This is a genomic window from Roseofilum sp. Guam (assembly GCF_017746735.1).
Lineage (GTDB): Bacteria > Cyanobacteriota > Cyanobacteriia > Cyanobacteriales > Desertifilaceae > Roseofilum > Roseofilum reptotaenium.
This window is the reverse complement of sequence record NZ_JAGHZN010000069.1, coordinates 1-17671: the sequence shown is the minus strand read 5'-3', so window position 1 is coordinate 17671 and position 17671 is coordinate 1. Positions and strand designations below refer to the sequence as shown.

Genomic DNA, 17671 nt, shown 5'->3' with positions numbered 1-17671 from the left:
TATTTAATTTTGATATTTGACTCTAAGTTAGATAAAATCAAATATTTATCACTCTTTTAAATTTAAAGAGATTCTTTACACCCTGAATAAGTATATTATACATCTAAGCAAAAAAAAATGGCAATTGATGGGGGGCGAAATATTAGAATATTAATAATTGGTGCTTTTGCGGACAAATAGATCGCTACTCCAAACAAAAAACACCAGTATACTCTGATCTCCCTCAAACTAGGTTACGATAATGTAAACTTTTTTTGTAAGCTTGATGCTATTACCTTTGAACATCCTATCTGCTTAAGGTCTTATGCAATGCGAATTCTAATTTATTCTTATAACTATGCTCCAGAGCCTATTGGGATTGCTCCATTGATGACTGAGTTAGCCGAAGGTCTAGCGAAGCGAGGGCATCAGGTGCGCGTGGTGACAGGAATGCCGAACTATCCGGAACGGCAAGTTTATGAGGGGTATCGCGGTAAAATTTATTTAACAGAAGTAAAAAACAATGTTACGATTCAGCGCAGTTATGTTTACATAAAGGGCCCAAAACCGGGATTATTGGATCGTCTCTTACTTGATGGCAGTTTTATTTTTAGCAGTGTCATTCAAGCCTATCGAGGATGGAAACCAGATATTGTTTTTGCCACTATTCCCCCTTTACCGATCGCGGTTCCTGTGGGTATTTTTTCGGCTTCTCGACGCTCTCCAGTAGTGCTTAATTTACAAGATATTGTCTCAGAAGCGGCGGTGCGAGTGGGCTTACTCAAGCGTGAGTCTGTATTATTTAAAATGGCAGAAAGTTTGGAGACTCTTGCCTATTCTACCTCGAAACAGATTAGCGTTATTGCTGAAGGATTTCGAGACAAATTATTGTCGCAAGGAATTAGCGATCGCAAAATCACCTGTATTCCCAACTGGGTAGATGTAAACTTTATTCGTCCCTTACCTCAGGAACCCAATCCGTTTCGCAGCGAACATCAACTTAAGGGTAAGTTTATCATTCTCTATGCCGGTAATATAGCCCTTACCCAAGGTCTAAGTACCGTCATTCAAGCGGCTGCCGAACTCCAACACTTGGAAGTGATTCAATTTGTAATTGTGGGAGAAGAAAAAGCATTGGGCGCTCTGCAAACGGAATGCGATCGCCTAAAAGCCACCAATGTTAAACTTCTTCCCTTCCAACCGCGTGAAACCCTGCCCCAAATGTATGCGGCTGCCAATATCGGATTAGTTGTCCAAAAACAGCGCGTCACCACCTTTAACCTGCCCTCCAAAATTCCCTTAATTTTATCCAGTGGTCGAGCCATTGTCGCCTCTGTTCCCGATGATGGAACCGCAGCTAAAGCCGTTCGTGAGAGTGGAGGCGGAGTCGTGGTTCCCCCAGAAGACAGTACAGCTTTAGCTGATCAAATTGCCAAGCTTTACCATAATCCCATAGAAGTTGAACGGCTAGGAAAACAAGGGCGAGACTATGCCCTGCAAAATTTTTCCCTTGAACAAGCCCTCAATCGTTATGAGACCCTATTTGAGGAGGTAATGGGTAATAGGGAATAGGTAATCTCCGCATCCCCGTGTCCCGGTTTCTCCGTGTCTTCCTGACTCGAATCTTAAAATCATTCCCTTGAAAGGTCCCCCCGTCCCCATTCCTGACTGCCCACTGCTCAGATCTTCAGTTAAGATGAAGATTCTTGAGATCGCTAGAACTTGTCCTAAATTTTTAATCTTGTTTGCATGTCCAACTTTGGCCAAACCCCTCTTTCTCCTACCTCAATTCCCTCTTCAGCTCCCTCTAGTCCTCTATCGATAGAGAGTAGCCAGCATATGGCCCGAACTATAGCTGAAGCGGCCGATGACCGTAAGGGGGGAGATATCCTGATCCTCAAAGTCGATGAAGTCTCCTACTTAGCCGATTTCTTTATATTGGTCACCGGATTTTCCACCGTGCAAGTGCGGGCGATCGCCAGGGCGATCGAAGATAGTGTAGAAGAGAACTTCCAGCACTTTCCCCTCAGAACCGAGGGAAAAGCTGAAGGAAGCTGGATTTTGCAAGACTTTGGAGAAGTCATTGTCCATATTTTTCTCCCCGAAGAGAGACAATTTTATAACCTCGATGCCTTCTGGAGTCATGCAGAAGTGATCGAATTTAAACCCAAGGACTCATAGAGAACACAAAGCCCTATGACAGAAAACAATACCTGGGCCTGTCCTGTCCCGGATGAGCAACAACCTCTCAACGAATTTCGAGCACTAAAAGAATCAGGATTTTTTCGTTGGGGAACCCTAGACCCTCACCAGTATTGGTTGAAGGCGATCTGGATTTGGGGATTAAGCTGGGTCATTACCGGGCCAGTCGCTGCGGCAAGTTTCCCAGTCAGCAAAGACCCCTTTCACTTTACCCTCTGTGCTAGTGCTGGAGCAAGTCTAATTCTGATATTACTCCTGGTGCGCTTATACTTAGGGTGGAAATATATTGGCGATCGCCTCAACAGCCCCACCGTCTCCTACGAAGAATCCGGCTGGTATGATGGTCAAATCTGGGAAAAATCCCCAGAGATCCTAACCAAAGACCAACTGATTGTTACCTACCAAGTCAAACCCATCCTCAAACGCCTTCATTGGACATTTGCAGGACTAGGGACACTACTGGGAACAGAAGCCATTAGTTGGATTTATTTCTAATCATTCGTGATGTTCTATTCATCTTATTCATAAACTCATGACCAGGGGAAAACGTACCGCCACCTTACAAGTCAGTCTTCTCCGGGAAGGCATTACTGAATCCACCCACTGCACCCAAGCTGTTGTTTGCGACGACAAAGGGCGAGTCCTTTCTGCTGCTGGAGATCCAGAAACTGCCACCTTCATTCGGTCTGCCCTCAAACCCTTTCAAGCCTCAGCCGTAACCAGCAGTGGAACCCTAGAACGCTACGATCTGAGCGATCGCGATTTAGCCATCATTTGCAGTTCCCATCAAGGTACAACAGCTCAAGCCAGGCAAGTCTTTAACATTCTCTGGCGTTGCGAAATTGAACCCACAGCCCTCCAATGTCCCATTCCCCCTGGCGCTCAAAGCGCCCTTCAACACAATTGTTCGGGCAAACATGCCGGTATGTTAGCCGTTTGTCAGCAACGCCATTGGATGAAAGAAAACTATTTACGCCGCAATCATCCCATTCAACAACTCATTTTATCCAGAGTCGCCGAACTGCTCAGACTTCCTCCCGATGAACTCATCGGTGTCCATGATGACTGTGGCGCACCCACCTACTACATGCAACTGGGACAAATGGCCACCTTATATGCTCAGTTAGCCTCTGGCGATCATCTAGACTTAGAGCGAGTCGTACGAGCCATGACCCACTATCCTGAATTTGTTGCAGGGGAAGAGAAGTTTGACACCGAATTAATGCGAGTCACTCAAGGGGAACTGGTCAGTAAGTCTGGAGCCGAAGGCATCCAATGTATTAGTCGCATTGGCGAAAGGGTCGGTTTAGCCATTAAAGTTATCGACGGCAGTAAACGGGCCAAATATGCCGCTGCCATTCACGTCCTTAAAGAATTAGGCTGGATCAGCCCCATGGCTGCCGATACCCTCGGAGAGCAGTTCACGACCCTTGGAGACTATAAACGACTAGAGGTGAGCGGCGAATTGTCCCTAATTTAGAAAAATTTGGAAAAAAGGTTGCATAATTTAAATCGCTGATCTATACTAGATAAAGTGACGCGGGGTAGAGCAGTCTGGTAGCTCGTCGGGCTCATAACCCGAAGGTCAGTGGTTCAAATCCGCTCCCCGCCACCAAATTCCAAACAATACTTTAAGAACCCTATTGACTATTCAATAGGGTTTCTTATTTGAGTATAACCCCCTAACTTATGGTACGGTAAAAGAGTTGTCAAATCCCCCTTAAGGAGAAGCCATGACCCGCGCCATTATGGAAACAGAAAAAGGGACAATCAACTTGGAATTATTCGACCAAGATGCCCCCAATACAGTCAAAAATTTTGTTGAATTATCCAAGAAGGGATTTTATGATGGACTGACCTTCCATCGGGTGATTGATAACTTTATGGTTCAAGGAGGCTGTCCCTTGGGAACTGGAACGGGCGGCCCAGGCTACAAAATTAAGTGCGAAATTAATGACAATAAGCATTTAGCTGGAACCTTATCCATGGCCCATGCAGGACCGAATACAGGAGGCAGTCAGTTTTTTATTTGCCATTCCCCCCAACCCCATTTAGATGGTGTCCATACCACTTTTGGTCAAACCGAAAATATGGATGTAGTGAATGCCATTCGTAAAGGCGATAAGATTATTTCGGTGAAAATTGAAGAGTAATCGAGGGTTTTCTTCGCTTTGTACGGGGATAGGACAATAAGGAAATGGCAAAACTGGCTTTTTCTATGGCTCACTCCCTATTTTCTATGTCCTCACTTCTGTAAGCAGTCTAGACTTTCGATCGCTCTTAAAATCGCTTCTGGGGTAGCTGGAGAGGCTAACTTAACCTGCTGGGTATCCCCAAAAGCGGCTATTGCTTCCCGGATGGCTTCGCGCACTGAAATAGCTAACATAAACGGTGGCTCTCCCACTGCTTTTGAGCCGTAAATTACGCCGGGTTGTTCGGCTTTTTCCAGTAAGCTGATGTGGAAATTTTCTGGAATATCGGCGATCGTGGGAATTTTATAGGTACTTGGAGAGTGAGTACAGAGTCTACCTTCATTATCCCATACCAACTCTTCTATTGTCAACCATCCCATTCCCTGGACAAACCCCCCTTCAATTTGTCCGCGATCGACCAATAGATGGAGTGAATTTCCCACATCATGAACAATATCCACTTTTCGTAGCTTAAACGTACCCGTAAAGCGATCCACTTGCACTTCACTAACGGCTGCGCCATAGGCATAATAATGGAAAGGGCGACCTTTGCCAGTTTGCGGATTCCAAGAAATATTGGGCGTACGATAATAGCCAGTTGCCGATAAACTAATCCGCTCTAAATACGCTTGACCAATCACTTCATCAAAGCTCACTTTCAGGTTAGGATTCGTGGCAGAATAAATCCAATCTTGGCCAAAAACTAAATCTTCAGGAGCATAAAGATTGAGCAACTTAGCTGCTACAGGGGCTAATCTTTCCTTGAGCGTTTCGCAGGCATTTTTAATCGCTTGTCCATTTAAGTCAGAACCACTAGAAGCAGCCGTTGCCGAAGTATTGGGCACTTTATCCGTGCTAGTCGGCATGACTCGAAAACGGTCAAGGTTTACGCCCAGAGACTTGGCTGCCACTTGCAACATTTTACTGTGTAATCCTTGGCCCATTTCCGTCCCGCCATGGTTGAGTTGAATACTGCCATCGAGATAAATTAAAATCAATGCACCCGCTTGATTATATTCACTTTTAGTAAAGGAAATTCCGAACTTAACTGGCGTAATGGCTAATCCCCATTTTTCATACGCATGACTTTGGTTAAACTCCCTCACTTGAGCCATTCTTTGCTCAAGCTGGGCTTCTTGTTTTAATTGACTCCAAATCTGGTGTAGGCGATTGTCAAATAATTCTTGTCCATAGTGAGTCGTATTGGTTTCTCCCGTTCCATGGTAGAAATTTTTTTCACGGATTTCTAGAGGAGTGGATTTGAGAAAACGACTGATGCGATCGATAACCTCTTCAATAATCACCATAGCTTGCGGTCCGCCAAATCCCCGAAAAGCCGTATTAGAAACGGTATGGGTTTTAGCAACATTTCCTCGCACTGCTAAATTGGGAATATAATAGCAATTATCGATATGAAAAAGAGCGCGTCCCATAATTGGAAGCGATAAATCTAAACTCCATCCCCCATGGGAATATAAATCAACATCTAGGGCGGAAATTTTTCCCTCTAAATCAAAGCCTACGCGATATTTGCCTAAGAAACCATGACGTTTGCCAGTCACGATCATATCATGGTTCCGTTTGAGGCGAACACGTACCGATTGACCTGTTTTCTGAGCAGCAAGTGCAGCAATGGCAGCGATAGGATTAGATTGACTTTCTTTACCTCCAAATGCACCTCCCATGCGTAAACAAGTGACCACCACTTGAGAGCGGGAAATCCCTAAAACTCGTGCCACCATAATTTGGGTTTCTGTGGGATGTTGAGTAGAGGAATAAACTTGATAATTACCTTCAGTATCGGGGGTTACCCAACTGACATGGGTTTCCAAATAAAAGTGATCTTGTCCGCCAATTTCCAGTTCTCCTTCTAGGGTATATTCGGCTTTGTCTAAGGCTAAATGAGCATTGCCGCGTTGAATAACTTGGGGTTCTCCTTGGAAACTATTGGCTTCAATAGCCTGTTGTATCGTTAAAATTGGTTCTAGGGGAGTATAGTCAATAGTAACTTCTTTTGCTCCTTCTCGTGCGGCAGCCTCCGTTTCTGCGACTATCCAAATGATGGGTTGACTGTGGTAATAAATTTCATCAGTAGGTAGGAGGATTTCATCTAAACTAACCATGCCAGTATTGTTGATACCGGTAATATCTTCAGGGGTGATTACAGTGACAACTCCAGGGACTTGTTGGGCACGGGAATAGTCAATCTGATTAATTTTTGCCCTAGCATGAGAGGAGAGAACTGGATATAAATGTAGAAGATCTATGGGGGGGCGCAGGTCATCAGTGTACGTGGCGGTTCCAGTAACGTGATGGGGTGCGCTTTCATGGGTTTTGTGTTTGTTGAATTTCATGATTGATAATTTTTAATTGGACATTAATAAAGAAATTATGCTAGTCTGACCGGGACTGATGACAGTATGATATTGATGAAAAAATGGATAACCAGTATATAGCGCTTCGCGCTAGGTAATAGGCAATAGTCTTGCTTTGCAATAGCTTGTATGGCTTAGATTCTAAGGCTTCAAGCTGTACCTCATAGAAGAGAGAAACGCTATACAAAGATTACTGAATATTACGATCTGTGGATCACTTTTGGGTATTATAACTTCAAAAGTCTGGCAGAAGAAGCTTACTCAATTGTAGGTAAGGGTCGCGATATTATCGAGTTGGGTGTAGGAACAGGACTGCTGGTAGAAGAATATCTTAAGGTTGATCCCACTTGTCAGTTTACGGGGGTTGATTTTACTGCTTCAATGCTGGAGATTGGGAAAAAACGATTGGGCGATCGCGCTAAATTGGTTGAAGCAGATGTGGTAACTATGGATTTAGATGAAACATTTGATGCCGCAATTTCCAATGGAGGAGTGTGGGGAATTCTCGATTTAGGCGATCGCTGGGAATTTGGAGGCCATGTTCCAGGTATTGAAGCAAACCGTCAAAGATTAGATAATGTTGCTCGCCATTTGCGAACTGGAGGATTGCTATTATTACATTTGCAAAAACCACACCAAAATTTTGAACAACAACTGCCGGGAGAAATTGTCTATTCACAAGTCATTAAAACCCAGGAAGAAACTCCAGAGTATCATAGCTTTAAAAAACTTATTTTTTCAAGAAAGAAGATAAAATATTGACCACTGAAGAGATTCTAGTGACTTGTTTCAATCCGGAACTTTCCCATAAGCTACTAAGGGATGCAGGATTTGAGTTGCAAGTTTCTCCTAGCGCTGGATATTTTGCAGTTTATCAAAAGAAATAGATTGATAATGAAGAATTTTTGTATTAACCCAGTTCAAGGACACACTGAAATCAATTTATTTGAGGAAGAATCTGAATATTCAGCCTTACTGTATCAAGACTTCGCACATCGAAAATTAGACATTAGAGATAGGAAAGTAATCCAAGTAATATCCCAAAATACTCGTGGATTTACGATCCCTTCTGATTACTTAATTTGGATGCTTACTGAGACTCAAGCAGATTTTTGTCGTGTCGCTATCAGGAAATCTACATTTGACACCCTTGGATATGTGCTAGCGCTTTGCTCTGCCGACTATGAGAGGTTGTTTATTTGGCAACTTGCAGCTTGTTCAAACCAAGGTGCTGATTCACTTACTGTGATGACTCTTCTTCTTAGTGCAATCAGAAAAAAGGCAATTGTGAATAACTTCTCTAGATTCTGCTTCTCATGCGATCAGCGTCGAGTCAAACGACTAACGCGATTATTTAAGAATGCAGGTTGCTTGGATAACTTTCGTCAGGAAGATTCGGAATTTATACAATCTGATACTCCTGAAAAAATGTTCTCAGTTGCATTACAATAATTAAGCGGGTAAGGTGGACAGGAAAAACTCAATTTCTATCGCTTTTTCCCTGCCCACCCTACAATAATTGGTAATCATAACAGTTTAATCACACTCGATCTCATGGAAAAATTTCTCGAAGAGGTTGGCAACTAGGAGTTGACGATATTCGGCGCTGGCACGGAGGTCGGTTAGGGGGCTAAACGTTTGTTGTAAAATCGGTTTGATGTCTCGGATAGTCTCTAAGTGCCACAGTTTGCCGATGAGCATGTCCTCGACTTGGGTAGCGCGGATGGGGATGGGAGCAACTCCTCCATAGGCGAGTCTGGCGTGAATAATATGGTAGTTTTCGTCTAAGTCGATGGTGAATGCAGCCGCAACAATGCTAATGTCATCGGTTCCTCGTTTGCCGACTTTATAGGATTGACTGAGACGGCGAATGGCTTTAGGTGTTAGGGTTCTGGGAATGGAGATGGAGCGGATAATTTCTGCCGCTTGTAGGGCAGTTTGGCGATAGTTTTGAAAAAAGTTGCATAAGGGGAGAGTTCTTTCACCTTGTAGACTGGCGAGGCTCAGGGTTGCGTCGAGAGAGAGGAGGACGGGGGAAAGATCGCCAATAGGTGAAGCTGTGCCTAAGTTACCACCAAGGGTAGCGCGATTGCGGGTTTGGCGGGCGGCGAACCAGGTGAGCATGGTGTCGAGACTGGGAAAGATGCCTGGAAGATGGGTTTGAATGTGGGAAAGGGGAAGGGCTGCACCTATTTCGACGCTTTCGGGGGCGATGTGGAGGGTTTGCAGTTCGGGAATGGCTTCGAGGGAAATGAGCAGAGGAAAGTGTTGAGTATGGTGACTGAGGTGGAGTCCGATGTCGGTTGCTCCAGCGATGAGGGTGGCGTTGGGATGTTGCTGGAGGAGATGGAAGAGTTGGTTGAGGTTGATGGGACGATGGAAGCGATCGCCCTCTCCCCCATACTCGCACTCTGTCATTATGGTAGAGGCTTGTTCTAGTTTTTCGGTAAATGGGTCTTGAATATCCCTTGCTCCACTCACTTGTTGAGCAGCGCGACGGATGGGCAGATAGCCGGTACAGCGACAAAGATTTCCCTCAATGCAAATATCATTCACCGTTCCCTGGTAATAAGCACAAAACATGCTCATGATAAATCCTGGAGTGCAATAGCCACATTGAGAACCCCCCGTCTCTACCATAGCTTGTTGCACGGGATGCAGAGTATCCCCAGCAATACCTTCTACCGTAATAATTTCTCGCCCAATAACTGCACCCAGGGGAACGATGCAACTATTGATAGCTTGATAGTAGGGTTTTCCCTCCTGATTTTGGGCAATAATGGCGACGGTGCAAGCACCACAGTCCCCATCACCACACCCTTCTTTCGTTCCCACAAATCCACTTTGGCGCAGATATTCCAACAGGGTGGAATGGGGAGAAGTATCTTTGAGAAAGAGGGTTTTGTTGTTAACAATCAGGTAGGGTTGAGTCATGGGTAAGGAGTAATATAGCGCTTTGCGCTAGGGAATAGGATTGTGGTACATGGCTTCGGGGATTCAACAGTGTACTCCATAACAGCACAAAGTGCCGTATAGCAGAGAAAGAATTGGTTAGAACAGTTATATCAAATCTATTTATTTACGCTACAGAGATCTGTAGGGGCGGGTTATACCCAAATCTTGTAGACTGACCACTATTGCAAGTAAACCCGCCCTCCCCCACAATGTCTCTACTGCTATATAAGTAGGGATAGGTTCATCTAATATCCCCCATTTCTCACCAAGGTTATTGGTGAACTGGCTCCCCAATATAATTTGTAATTTTTAGGGAAACGATTCTCATAGGAATAGGGTTGAAATCATAGTCAGGCACGATATTCGATCGCTACAAGAGCACTATTTTCCTCACCTAACGATTCTCGCTGAATTTCCTGCAGCCCGATGTTCTGAAAGTGTACTAATTCTGACAGAGAAAGGGGCCAAGGGGGGCCATCCGGTTCGGCTTCTGTGGCTCGAATTTGGGTGATGATCAAAAGTGTACCGTCTGGAGCGACTAAATTGGCGATCGCCTCCATGGTTTGCTCTCTCAGGGCTAAAGGTAAGGCTTGAATCGTATACGTCTCAATCACCCGATCAAAACCCTGATGCCAATTTTCAGGGGGTGCGAAGAGATCGGCCACTTGATAGGTTACCTTGGATTGGGGAAATCGCTGCTTGCACCAGGCGATCGCTGTTTCTGAAACATCAAACGCGGTTACCGTAAATCCCTGAGCAGCTAAGGCTTCGGCATCGTCGCCTAAACCACAACCCACCACAAGAGCCGTTTTTCCAGTTTCTTCTCTGGGATATTTTTGTAACCAACTTGCCAGCAGGGGATGGGGTTGTAATTTAGCCCAGGGAATTTTGCCTTCCTCCTGGTTAGCAGATTCATACAGGGTTTCAAACCAGGCATAGGGGGTATTATTATCGATGGCACGATCTACCATTTCTTCAAGTCGCTGACGATCTTCCATAAGTTTAAGGGAGTTTAGTAGCACTAAAAAACCTGGCTCTACCTTCAACGGGAACACCAGGAGTTGGTTCAAAGGGAGGGCGACCTAGGGACACGCTACAATTGGACGATTCGGTTATACTCGCTTGCCAACCATAGGATGAAAATAGTGCCATGGGGTTATCAAAGCCAGATTTAAAGTATCCTCGATAGGGTGCATAGTCAATTCCAGCTTTTCCGAGCATATCGCAACCCAAGATACTTTCAGGAGCGCTTAAGTCAGATAAGGTCTGGAGGAGTTGATGAACTTCTGTTTCTGTCAGATACATCAGCAATCCTTCCATAATCCAAACCGTGGGGTTTTCGGGTTGATATCCTTGCTCTAATAATAGGGCTTTCCAGGGTTGGGTGAGGTCAGCGGCGATCGCCTGACGGTTAATCTGAGGTTCGATATGCTGAAAATAGCTCTGTTTGGCCTCAATGACTTCAGCTTGATCGAGTTCATAGAGGGTTGTCTTATCTGGTAAAGGAAGACGAAAGGCACGCGCATCCATTCCTGCACCGAGGATCACAATTTGAGTTAGGGGAGGGACATAAGAGGCGATCAGATCGTCGAGAAACCGAGCGCGGACGGCGACATATTGACGATCGCTCAGTTGCAGTTGTTCGTCTTTGAATGCGATCGCCTCTGGGGTGACAAATTGTTGGGCATAGGGATCATCAAAGAGGCGATCTGGGCGATCGCTTTCTGCCGCTCGAATAGCAGCCATTACTCGTGCAGTAAAAGGAACAAAAGGAGTTCCTTTATTGGATTCAGAAGTCATTAATCGATCGCTCCACTACGGTACTGGATTTAGGATTGAGTTAACGGTTAAGTTGAGTTCTGGAAAGTTCGGAGAAGGGAGTACGTCATTATTTTTAAATGTACCTAGCTCTCTATAGGTTTTGTTAGTCAGTTCTAAAATTAAGATCGTTTGAGTTTGGGGGTCAACAATCCAGTATTCAGGAATGCCACAATCTTGATATTGACTTCTTTTGGCACTGTAGTCTCTTTCTCTTTGGATGTCACCAGGACTGACCACTTCAACCACTAATAGAGGGGGAGACATCGAAAGACGGAGAGTATTGCGTTGGGAGAGTTGTTGAATATGTTCTTCTCTAATAATCGTTAAATCGGGATAGCGGTTTTTGGGTTCTCCTCTGACTTCTAGTTCTAGTCCATGTCCTCGGACTCTACGATATCCAACTAATGATGAAAATTTAATCAGTAGAAATGTGGCGATTTCAAAGTCAAAACCAGATTCTGGAGGCATTTCTATCAGTTCTCCGTTGAAGAGTTCATAGAGTTTATCGGAGTTTTCATCGTAGCTGAGGTAGTCTTCAAAGGTTTCAAATCGGGGGTGAGTCGTTAGCATGGATTTACAGCGCTTCGCGCTAGGAAATAGGGGGTGGAAGGACTAGGGATTTTAACTATCTAAGGATATAAAATTTCTTGGGGAATCACTTCCGGATCGAGAGTGGTACTTGTCCAGATCGCTCGAATGGTTGGATTTCCCCCTTGATTAATCCATTCAACTTTTATTGGGTATTTTTCTCCTCTTTGCAAAGCAATTTTAGGAACAGGATTCTGCAAATCAGAGGAATCAAATACTAATTGATTATCAATCCATATTTTACCAGAATCTTGAGGTTTTTTCAAGTACAGATAAAATTGATGATCTTCGCTAAATCTGGCTTGCACCTCACCTTCCCACACCATCTTAAAATTATCGGGGGCAACCCCAGAAATTGGGGAATTGCTATAGTAGGGTTCGATGTCAATTTTGGGAAAGTTAAACTCGCCAATAGCTGAGTTTTCCTGGATATCTTGATAGAGCGTTCCCGTTAATCCAGTTCCAGATAATTCCAGCATTTTCACGGGTTCATCTAACTTCAACTTACCCGTTGATTGTTTAATTTTATCCCATCCCAGAGTTTCATAAACGGGTAGACCTCCCGGTTGGGGGCCAATCCAAAAACGACGACTATCAGCCAATTCCATTAAGGCAAATCCTTGAAAATCCTGATGATTAGAAGCTTGATAAACGGAATCAGGATAATCATCTAAGGTTCGTTGGTCTAAGAGAGGGCCAATATATAATCCATCTTCAGTATAAACGGCGGCTGGAGTATAGTCTTGATCGACGACAATTACCGTATTATCAGGGCCAGAGCGCACATGCATGGGATAATAAAGTTTGCCGCTATTTTTTTCCCGATGATCGAAGACTTTACGGGAAATCAGACCTAAGAGTTCTTGATTGTCATTCCATTTAATCAGACGATTGACGCGGTTTTGGCTACTGGGCCAGCGTCCCCCTAAGCTTTCATGAACCGTGAGATGGGATTGACTAACAAGATAGATATTTCCATTGGCATCTCGCTCTAATTCTCGGCCCCAATAGGCATTGTTGACTGATTCAGGAATGGGGGGGCCCGGTTCGATGTTTTGCAGATTATAAAAGGGGATTTGGGGATCATTTCCAAGCCATTCGGCTACCGGTACTGTATACCAAGCGAAGGTGGGATCGGAGCTGCCAAAGTTTTGGGTGGGTAAATAATAGTTAAATTGGTCATCCCAAACGCCTTCACCGGCAAAATTCCAGCGAAAATCTTGGGGATAGAATAGGAATTCGTCGGGTTCCATGATGCCATTTTGATTGCGATCGCCCCAAGAAAAGCTTCTCGGTGCTTGACGATAGTCCTGAAACCCTTGTCCCCTCACCGCTTCCACCCAAGGCGCAGGAAAACCATCTTCTCCAGATCCCCTCCACAGGTCACTATTGGGGTCGTGAACTACCGTTGTGGTTAAGGAAACGGGCCATAATTTCCCTTGCTGGCGATCAACTCTTAAAATAGCCGGTCTTTTGGTGGCGAATAAATAAAGTTCATCTTGCCAATAAACCGGTTGCCAACGGGAGCCGATCGCCCGATTTTCGACAAATAATTTATCCCCCGGTTCGGCAAAGGAATAGACCTCTAACACCTCCCAGGTTCCTTGGTCTACATTCAACCGTAATTTGACTACCTCTGGAGCATGACCGGTTAACCAAATAATGCTGGGATCTTTAGGGTCAACTGTCGGCACTAAATAATAACTTAATCCCCCAAACCAAGTATTTAAAACCGAGCCATCCGCACTGCGAATATGGGAGGTTTGCCGAGGATAAGCTCCCGGCTCTGTCGTATAAAATCCACCCTTTTGATCCGCTGTCACATCCGCCAGATCCCCGAACAATTCCTGTTGATAAACCCCAAAAGGTCGCCGCGCTCCGCCATACTCCTGTACCTTGCGCAACTCGCGGTCATAGCGCCAAATCTGAGACCCTTGGCTAGTTTCATTCAGATACAAATCCCCAGTGGTATGGTCGAGATCTAGGGCAACCACACCCTGTAACCCGGTGATTTTAGTCTCCTGGATACTTTGCACTGGATCGACAAAGATGACCTGACCTTGGGTATGAACCAGGACAGAACCCTGGCGATCGCCGCTTACTGCCGTAACTGCATTTACCCCTTCTAACCCCTTCACCGTCGCCAACACTCTCGTCGGATTCTCAACATCAAGCCAACGGATTTCCCCTAATTCTGGCAAAACGACAACTAAATTATTACCCTCAAGATCGATATCGCTAACCTGAATTCCGCCCTCCGTAATTTGCCAGTCTCCCGCCGGTTTTCCAGTGTCTGTTGTTACTTTCCTAATCCAATGGGTTTCCGTGTCTCCTGCTCCCTCATCCTTGAGCAAATATACCTTACCCCCTGCGGCTGCTAACCGTTTGAGACGGCCGCCCTGATAATACTGTTCTTTAGTCCAGATTTGCTCTTGACCATCAGGGGAATGCTTCACCACCATAGGCGGAACTTCCGTCACCCTTGCACCAAAATAAACCCCAGAATCATCTACCGCCACCGTTCCCACCCCGGTATGATCTCCTGGCCATAAATGATACGGCTCTGAAGGCGGATTGACCCCGATATGGGTAATATAGCGGGAGGTAAATCCCGGATGACTTACCCGTTTCCAAGTATACTCACCCGCAGGAGCAGGATTCCCTTCCCCATCTAAACCATCCCACCTCACCTGATGAGTCCCCATTTCATAGGGTTCACCCCTTAACACTTCCCTGACCAAAACCCCTTGATCATTAAAAATACCTAAAGAGACCCGGCTTTTTTCCGTGAGCGTAAATTCTAGAGTGCGTCCAGAGGGAACAACTGCTTGCGTGATTAACGGTTCAGCCGTTTGTGAGGTTTGACACCCAGAAAGGACTGTTCCTGTGGTTAATCCTAGAATGAGTAAGGGGAGATACAGCGCAAAGCGCTGTAAAGTAATAAGTAATAAGTAAATCATTCTTGTTTTTAAAGTAGCGCTTTTCCAGACTTACCAACTCCAGCGCTGAGTAAGGAGAATTAGAGAACACCATTTATGGAATATTCAAGGAAAGCATAAAACTGGATTTATCCTATTGCCTATTGCCTATTCCCCATTACTGCGCAAAGTACTTAATCTTAAGTCCGCAATTGTTTCCAGAGTTGACGAATTAGACCAATGGTTAATCCCGGCATTTCTAACTGGGGGGTAAGTCCCACATTTTCTAGAGTTATAAACCGTTTCACATATTCTGGATTTAAACCCGCTAGGCGTTGACCAATTTCTGGGCCAGTAAATTGGGATTTTTTACCCCACAAAATAGCGGTTGGAGTTGTTAAACGGGGCATGTATTTTGCTAAATCAAAACATAAATCGCCCCGAACAAAGGAGAGTGCAGCATATTCAGCATTGGGTTGTGTAGCGGATTCTAGATAGGCTTCGATAATTTCTGAGTAGATGCGCTCGCTTTGGGCAAATTGGCGATTTTGCAGAAAAGAGGCAATTCCAGCTTCCGTGGCGATCGCCGTGCTATAAACGAATTTATCCAAAACAGGAAATTTAATCAACTGGGCAAATAAACTGGCGCTATAATCTTGACCAAAATCTGATAATCCAGCCGGAGTGGTTAAAATTAAAGACTGAAATAACTGGGGATAGTCAATTGCCACCCGAATCACTAACGCTGCGGTTAACGAAGAGGCAATCACCGTGCAGGGTTCCTCACAGGTGAGTTCTAAAAATTCCCGAATGGTGGTCAGATAATCCTCAATTTGATAGTTGCGCTCTGGATGATCGGAACAACCCCAGCCAATTAAATCGGGAGCGAGGGTATAATACTCGGCAGCAAATGCGGGATAAACCTGAGACCACTCATAGGCCGATGACCCTCCTCCAAACCCATGTAAAAATACTAATTTGGGCTGTAATTTGACCTGAGAATCCCAGAAGGACTCGCTGGGGTGGTAGTAGACCATGCGGCCTAAGCTAGTTACCACGGAGTTTTGTTCAAAACCAGGAGGGATAATCATGTAGGCCTTGCTCTGTTCTCAACGATTCCGCTCCCATTGTAATCAATTTTAGAATTAACCTACCCTAAATCATCATTAAATTGTTAATTAGTAATTAGTAATTATCCCGGCAATACCGTTGAGTCACTTGGTGACGATAGGTAAACATATCCTCCAGTCGGTCAATCACAAAGCCACCGAACAGAAATTCTGCGATCTCTCCCCCAAATAATTCTAAGCGAATCGTATCCGTTAACCGGGTTTGATTCCCTTCGCGGGTGAACTCATGGCGATGCACCCAACTCTGACAAGGGCCTTCGATTTGGCGATCGACAAAATATTCATAGGGCACACAATCCGTATGATGGGCTAACCATTTAATCGGGATTAATCCCAATTGAATTTCAAACTCTGTAATAGCTCCCGCTCCTAAACCTCCCTCTCTGCGCAACACTTTCACCGGTTGCCCAGGAGGAGTTAACACACTTAAAATATCAGCCCGCTCATGGAATTCCCAGACCCTTTCGACTGGTGCATCAATTAAGATGGATTTTTCAAAATTTAGCATAGTTTGGATACTACTGATAACAGGTAGTGAATCGACTGTTTACAGATAAAAACGCAAGGGGATTATATTCACTTGTCTGCTAGGATGAATGGCGATAGATATATTTCAGTCCTACTCCCAATCCTGAAGAGGTTCTCTCAAAATTTCCTTCCCATCTTGTTCAACGACTAAAAACGATCCCCTGGCAGTGTTTAAAATCACGTAATAAGTATAGTCACCATTGACCGCTTCAAAATACTCACCGCTAGAATCATAATCGCTCAAGTCCAGTCGAATATCATCCCCCGTTTCTTTATCTACGCCAACATAAGTGTAAGGTGCGTCACCGCCACAAATACTCACCCAAAAATTCCTAGTTTCTGCTAAAAAATAAGTGCTTTCGCTTTGATAACAATAATCCTGTAATTCAGCAATACGAGTTTGGCCCCGCACTTGACGCAATGGCATCACACTTACCAGTAAACCGAGGAGAATAGAGACACTGAGAGTGAGACTTTTACGGACTAAGACTAGATTTTTCATATTGTGTAGAACAGTTTCCTTATTAATTCAAATGACCTTATCATAGCAAGTCTATTCCCCTAATGCCATTCTGCTACCGATTCCAGGTTAAGCTCATCTAATGATGTTTGAGTCTAACTCTGGTATCATCGGCTGAAAGTTGCTAGCTCACCTTAGAGTGGGAAATCTATAGGGCACTTCTATTAATTGACTATACCGTGAATCTATGAGATAATTAAGAAAGAAAAAAATATGGGTCAAATAAGTTTTTGGGACCTAGAGAACCGTCAGAAAAAGCTAAAGAATAAAAAAACGCTACTCTCTCAACTGAATGAATTAGTACCTTGGGAGGAGTTTCGTCCAATCCTCAAACAAATTCATGACCGTGAACTTTCAAGTAATGCCGGTCGTAAACCCCTAGATGTTATCTTAATGTTCAAGTGAGTTATCCTACAAAAATTGTTCAATTTAAGTGACGATCAATTGGAGTACCAAGTCAATG

Annotated in this window: 16 protein-coding genes and 1 tRNA gene; 8 read left to right on the top strand and 9 right to left on the bottom strand. The window is 44.5% G+C overall.

The window, feature by feature from the left end; all coding sequences use genetic code 11:
- Positions 1-309 precede the first annotated feature (309 nt).
- The 6 genes from J7529_RS21980 to J7529_RS21955 all read left to right on the top strand — a co-directional run bounded on the left by J7529_RS21980 (position 310) and on the right by J7529_RS21955 (position 4334).
- Positions 310-1551: a glycosyltransferase family 4 protein gene (locus tag J7529_RS21980; protein ID WP_318730748.1), complete on the top strand. Its 1242-nt coding sequence runs from the start codon at positions 310-312 to the stop codon at positions 1549-1551.
- 177 nt (positions 1552-1728) lie between these two features.
- A complete protein-coding gene (rsfS, locus tag J7529_RS21975; RefSeq protein ID WP_413038962.1) occupies positions 1729-2160 on the top strand; it encodes a ribosome silencing factor in 432 nt (143 codons plus the stop codon).
- Positions 2161-2175: 15 nt separating this feature from the next.
- On the top strand, positions 2176-2676 hold the full coding sequence (locus J7529_RS21970; protein WP_271936020.1) for a CGLD27 family protein: 501 nt from the start codon (positions 2176-2178) through the stop codon (positions 2674-2676).
- Positions 2677-2713: 37 nt separating this feature from the next.
- Positions 2714-3661 carry an asparaginase gene (locus J7529_RS21965; RefSeq protein WP_318730746.1) on the top strand — a complete coding sequence of 316 codons (948 nt, stop codon included), beginning with the start codon at positions 2714-2716 and terminating at the stop codon, positions 3659-3661.
- Positions 3662-3719: 58 nt separating this feature from the next.
- A tRNA-Met gene (locus J7529_RS21960) sits at positions 3720-3796 on the top strand.
- A gap of 118 nt (positions 3797-3914) precedes the next feature.
- Positions 3915-4334, top strand: coding sequence for a peptidylprolyl isomerase (locus J7529_RS21955; protein ID WP_271936022.1), 420 nt, complete (start codon positions 3915-3917; stop codon positions 4332-4334).
- Between the two features lie 92 nt (positions 4335-4426).
- Here the strand turns inward: J7529_RS21955 and xdhB are convergent, their stop codons facing one another.
- The gene (gene xdhB / locus J7529_RS21950) at positions 4427-6727 is read right to left on the bottom strand and encodes a xanthine dehydrogenase molybdopterin binding subunit (RefSeq protein WP_318730745.1); all 2301 of its coding nucleotides are present in this window, start codon (positions 6725-6727) and stop codon (positions 4427-4429) included.
- Between the two features lie 159 nt (positions 6728-6886).
- Here xdhB and J7529_RS21945 point away from each other — a divergent pair, with 159 nt between their 5' ends.
- Together J7529_RS21945 and J7529_RS21940 are read left to right on the top strand one after the other, a co-directional pair.
- Entirely contained in the window at positions 6887-7510 is a 624-nt protein-coding gene (locus J7529_RS21945) for a class I SAM-dependent methyltransferase (protein ID WP_318730769.1), read from the top strand.
- Between the two features lie 60 nt (positions 7511-7570).
- Positions 7571-8200, top strand: coding sequence for a hypothetical protein (locus J7529_RS21940; protein WP_318730744.1), 630 nt, complete (start codon positions 7571-7573; stop codon positions 8198-8200).
- 84 nt (positions 8201-8284) lie between these two features.
- Here the strand turns inward: J7529_RS21940 and xdhA are convergent, their stop codons facing one another.
- From xdhA to J7529_RS21900, 8 genes are all read right to left on the bottom strand, one after another.
- On the bottom strand, positions 8285-9682 hold the full coding sequence (gene xdhA / locus J7529_RS21935) for a xanthine dehydrogenase small subunit (protein WP_318730743.1): 1398 nt from the start codon (positions 9680-9682) through the stop codon (positions 8285-8287).
- Between the two features lie 371 nt (positions 9683-10053).
- A complete protein-coding gene (locus J7529_RS21930) occupies positions 10054-10701 on the bottom strand; it encodes a class I SAM-dependent methyltransferase (protein ID WP_318730742.1) in 648 nt (215 codons plus the stop codon).
- 4 nt (positions 10702-10705) lie between these two features.
- Positions 10706-11503, bottom strand: coding sequence for an SAM-dependent methyltransferase (locus tag J7529_RS21925; protein WP_318730741.1), 798 nt, complete (start codon positions 11501-11503; stop codon positions 10706-10708).
- Between the two features lie 15 nt (positions 11504-11518).
- Positions 11519-12094: a Uma2 family endonuclease gene (locus J7529_RS21920; protein ID WP_318730740.1), complete on the bottom strand. Its 576-nt coding sequence runs from the start codon at positions 12092-12094 to the stop codon at positions 11519-11521.
- A 59-nt stretch (positions 12095-12153) separates the two neighbouring features.
- A complete protein-coding gene (locus J7529_RS21915; RefSeq protein WP_318730739.1) occupies positions 12154-15072 on the bottom strand; it encodes a FlgD immunoglobulin-like domain containing protein in 2919 nt (972 codons plus the stop codon).
- A gap of 158 nt (positions 15073-15230) precedes the next feature.
- Complete coding sequence (locus tag J7529_RS21910) at positions 15231-16121, bottom strand: alpha/beta fold hydrolase (RefSeq protein ID WP_413038961.1); 891 nt, start codon at positions 16119-16121, stop codon at positions 15231-15233.
- Positions 16122-16215: 94 nt separating this feature from the next.
- Positions 16216-16668 carry an SRPBCC family protein gene (locus tag J7529_RS21905; protein WP_318730737.1) on the bottom strand — a complete coding sequence of 151 codons (453 nt, stop codon included), beginning with the start codon at positions 16666-16668 and terminating at the stop codon, positions 16216-16218.
- Positions 16669-16779: 111 nt separating this feature from the next.
- Positions 16780-17190, bottom strand: a complete 411-nt coding sequence (locus J7529_RS21900) for a hypothetical protein (protein ID WP_318730736.1) — start codon at positions 17188-17190, stop codon at positions 16780-16782.
- Between the last annotated feature and the right edge of the window lie 481 nt (positions 17191-17671).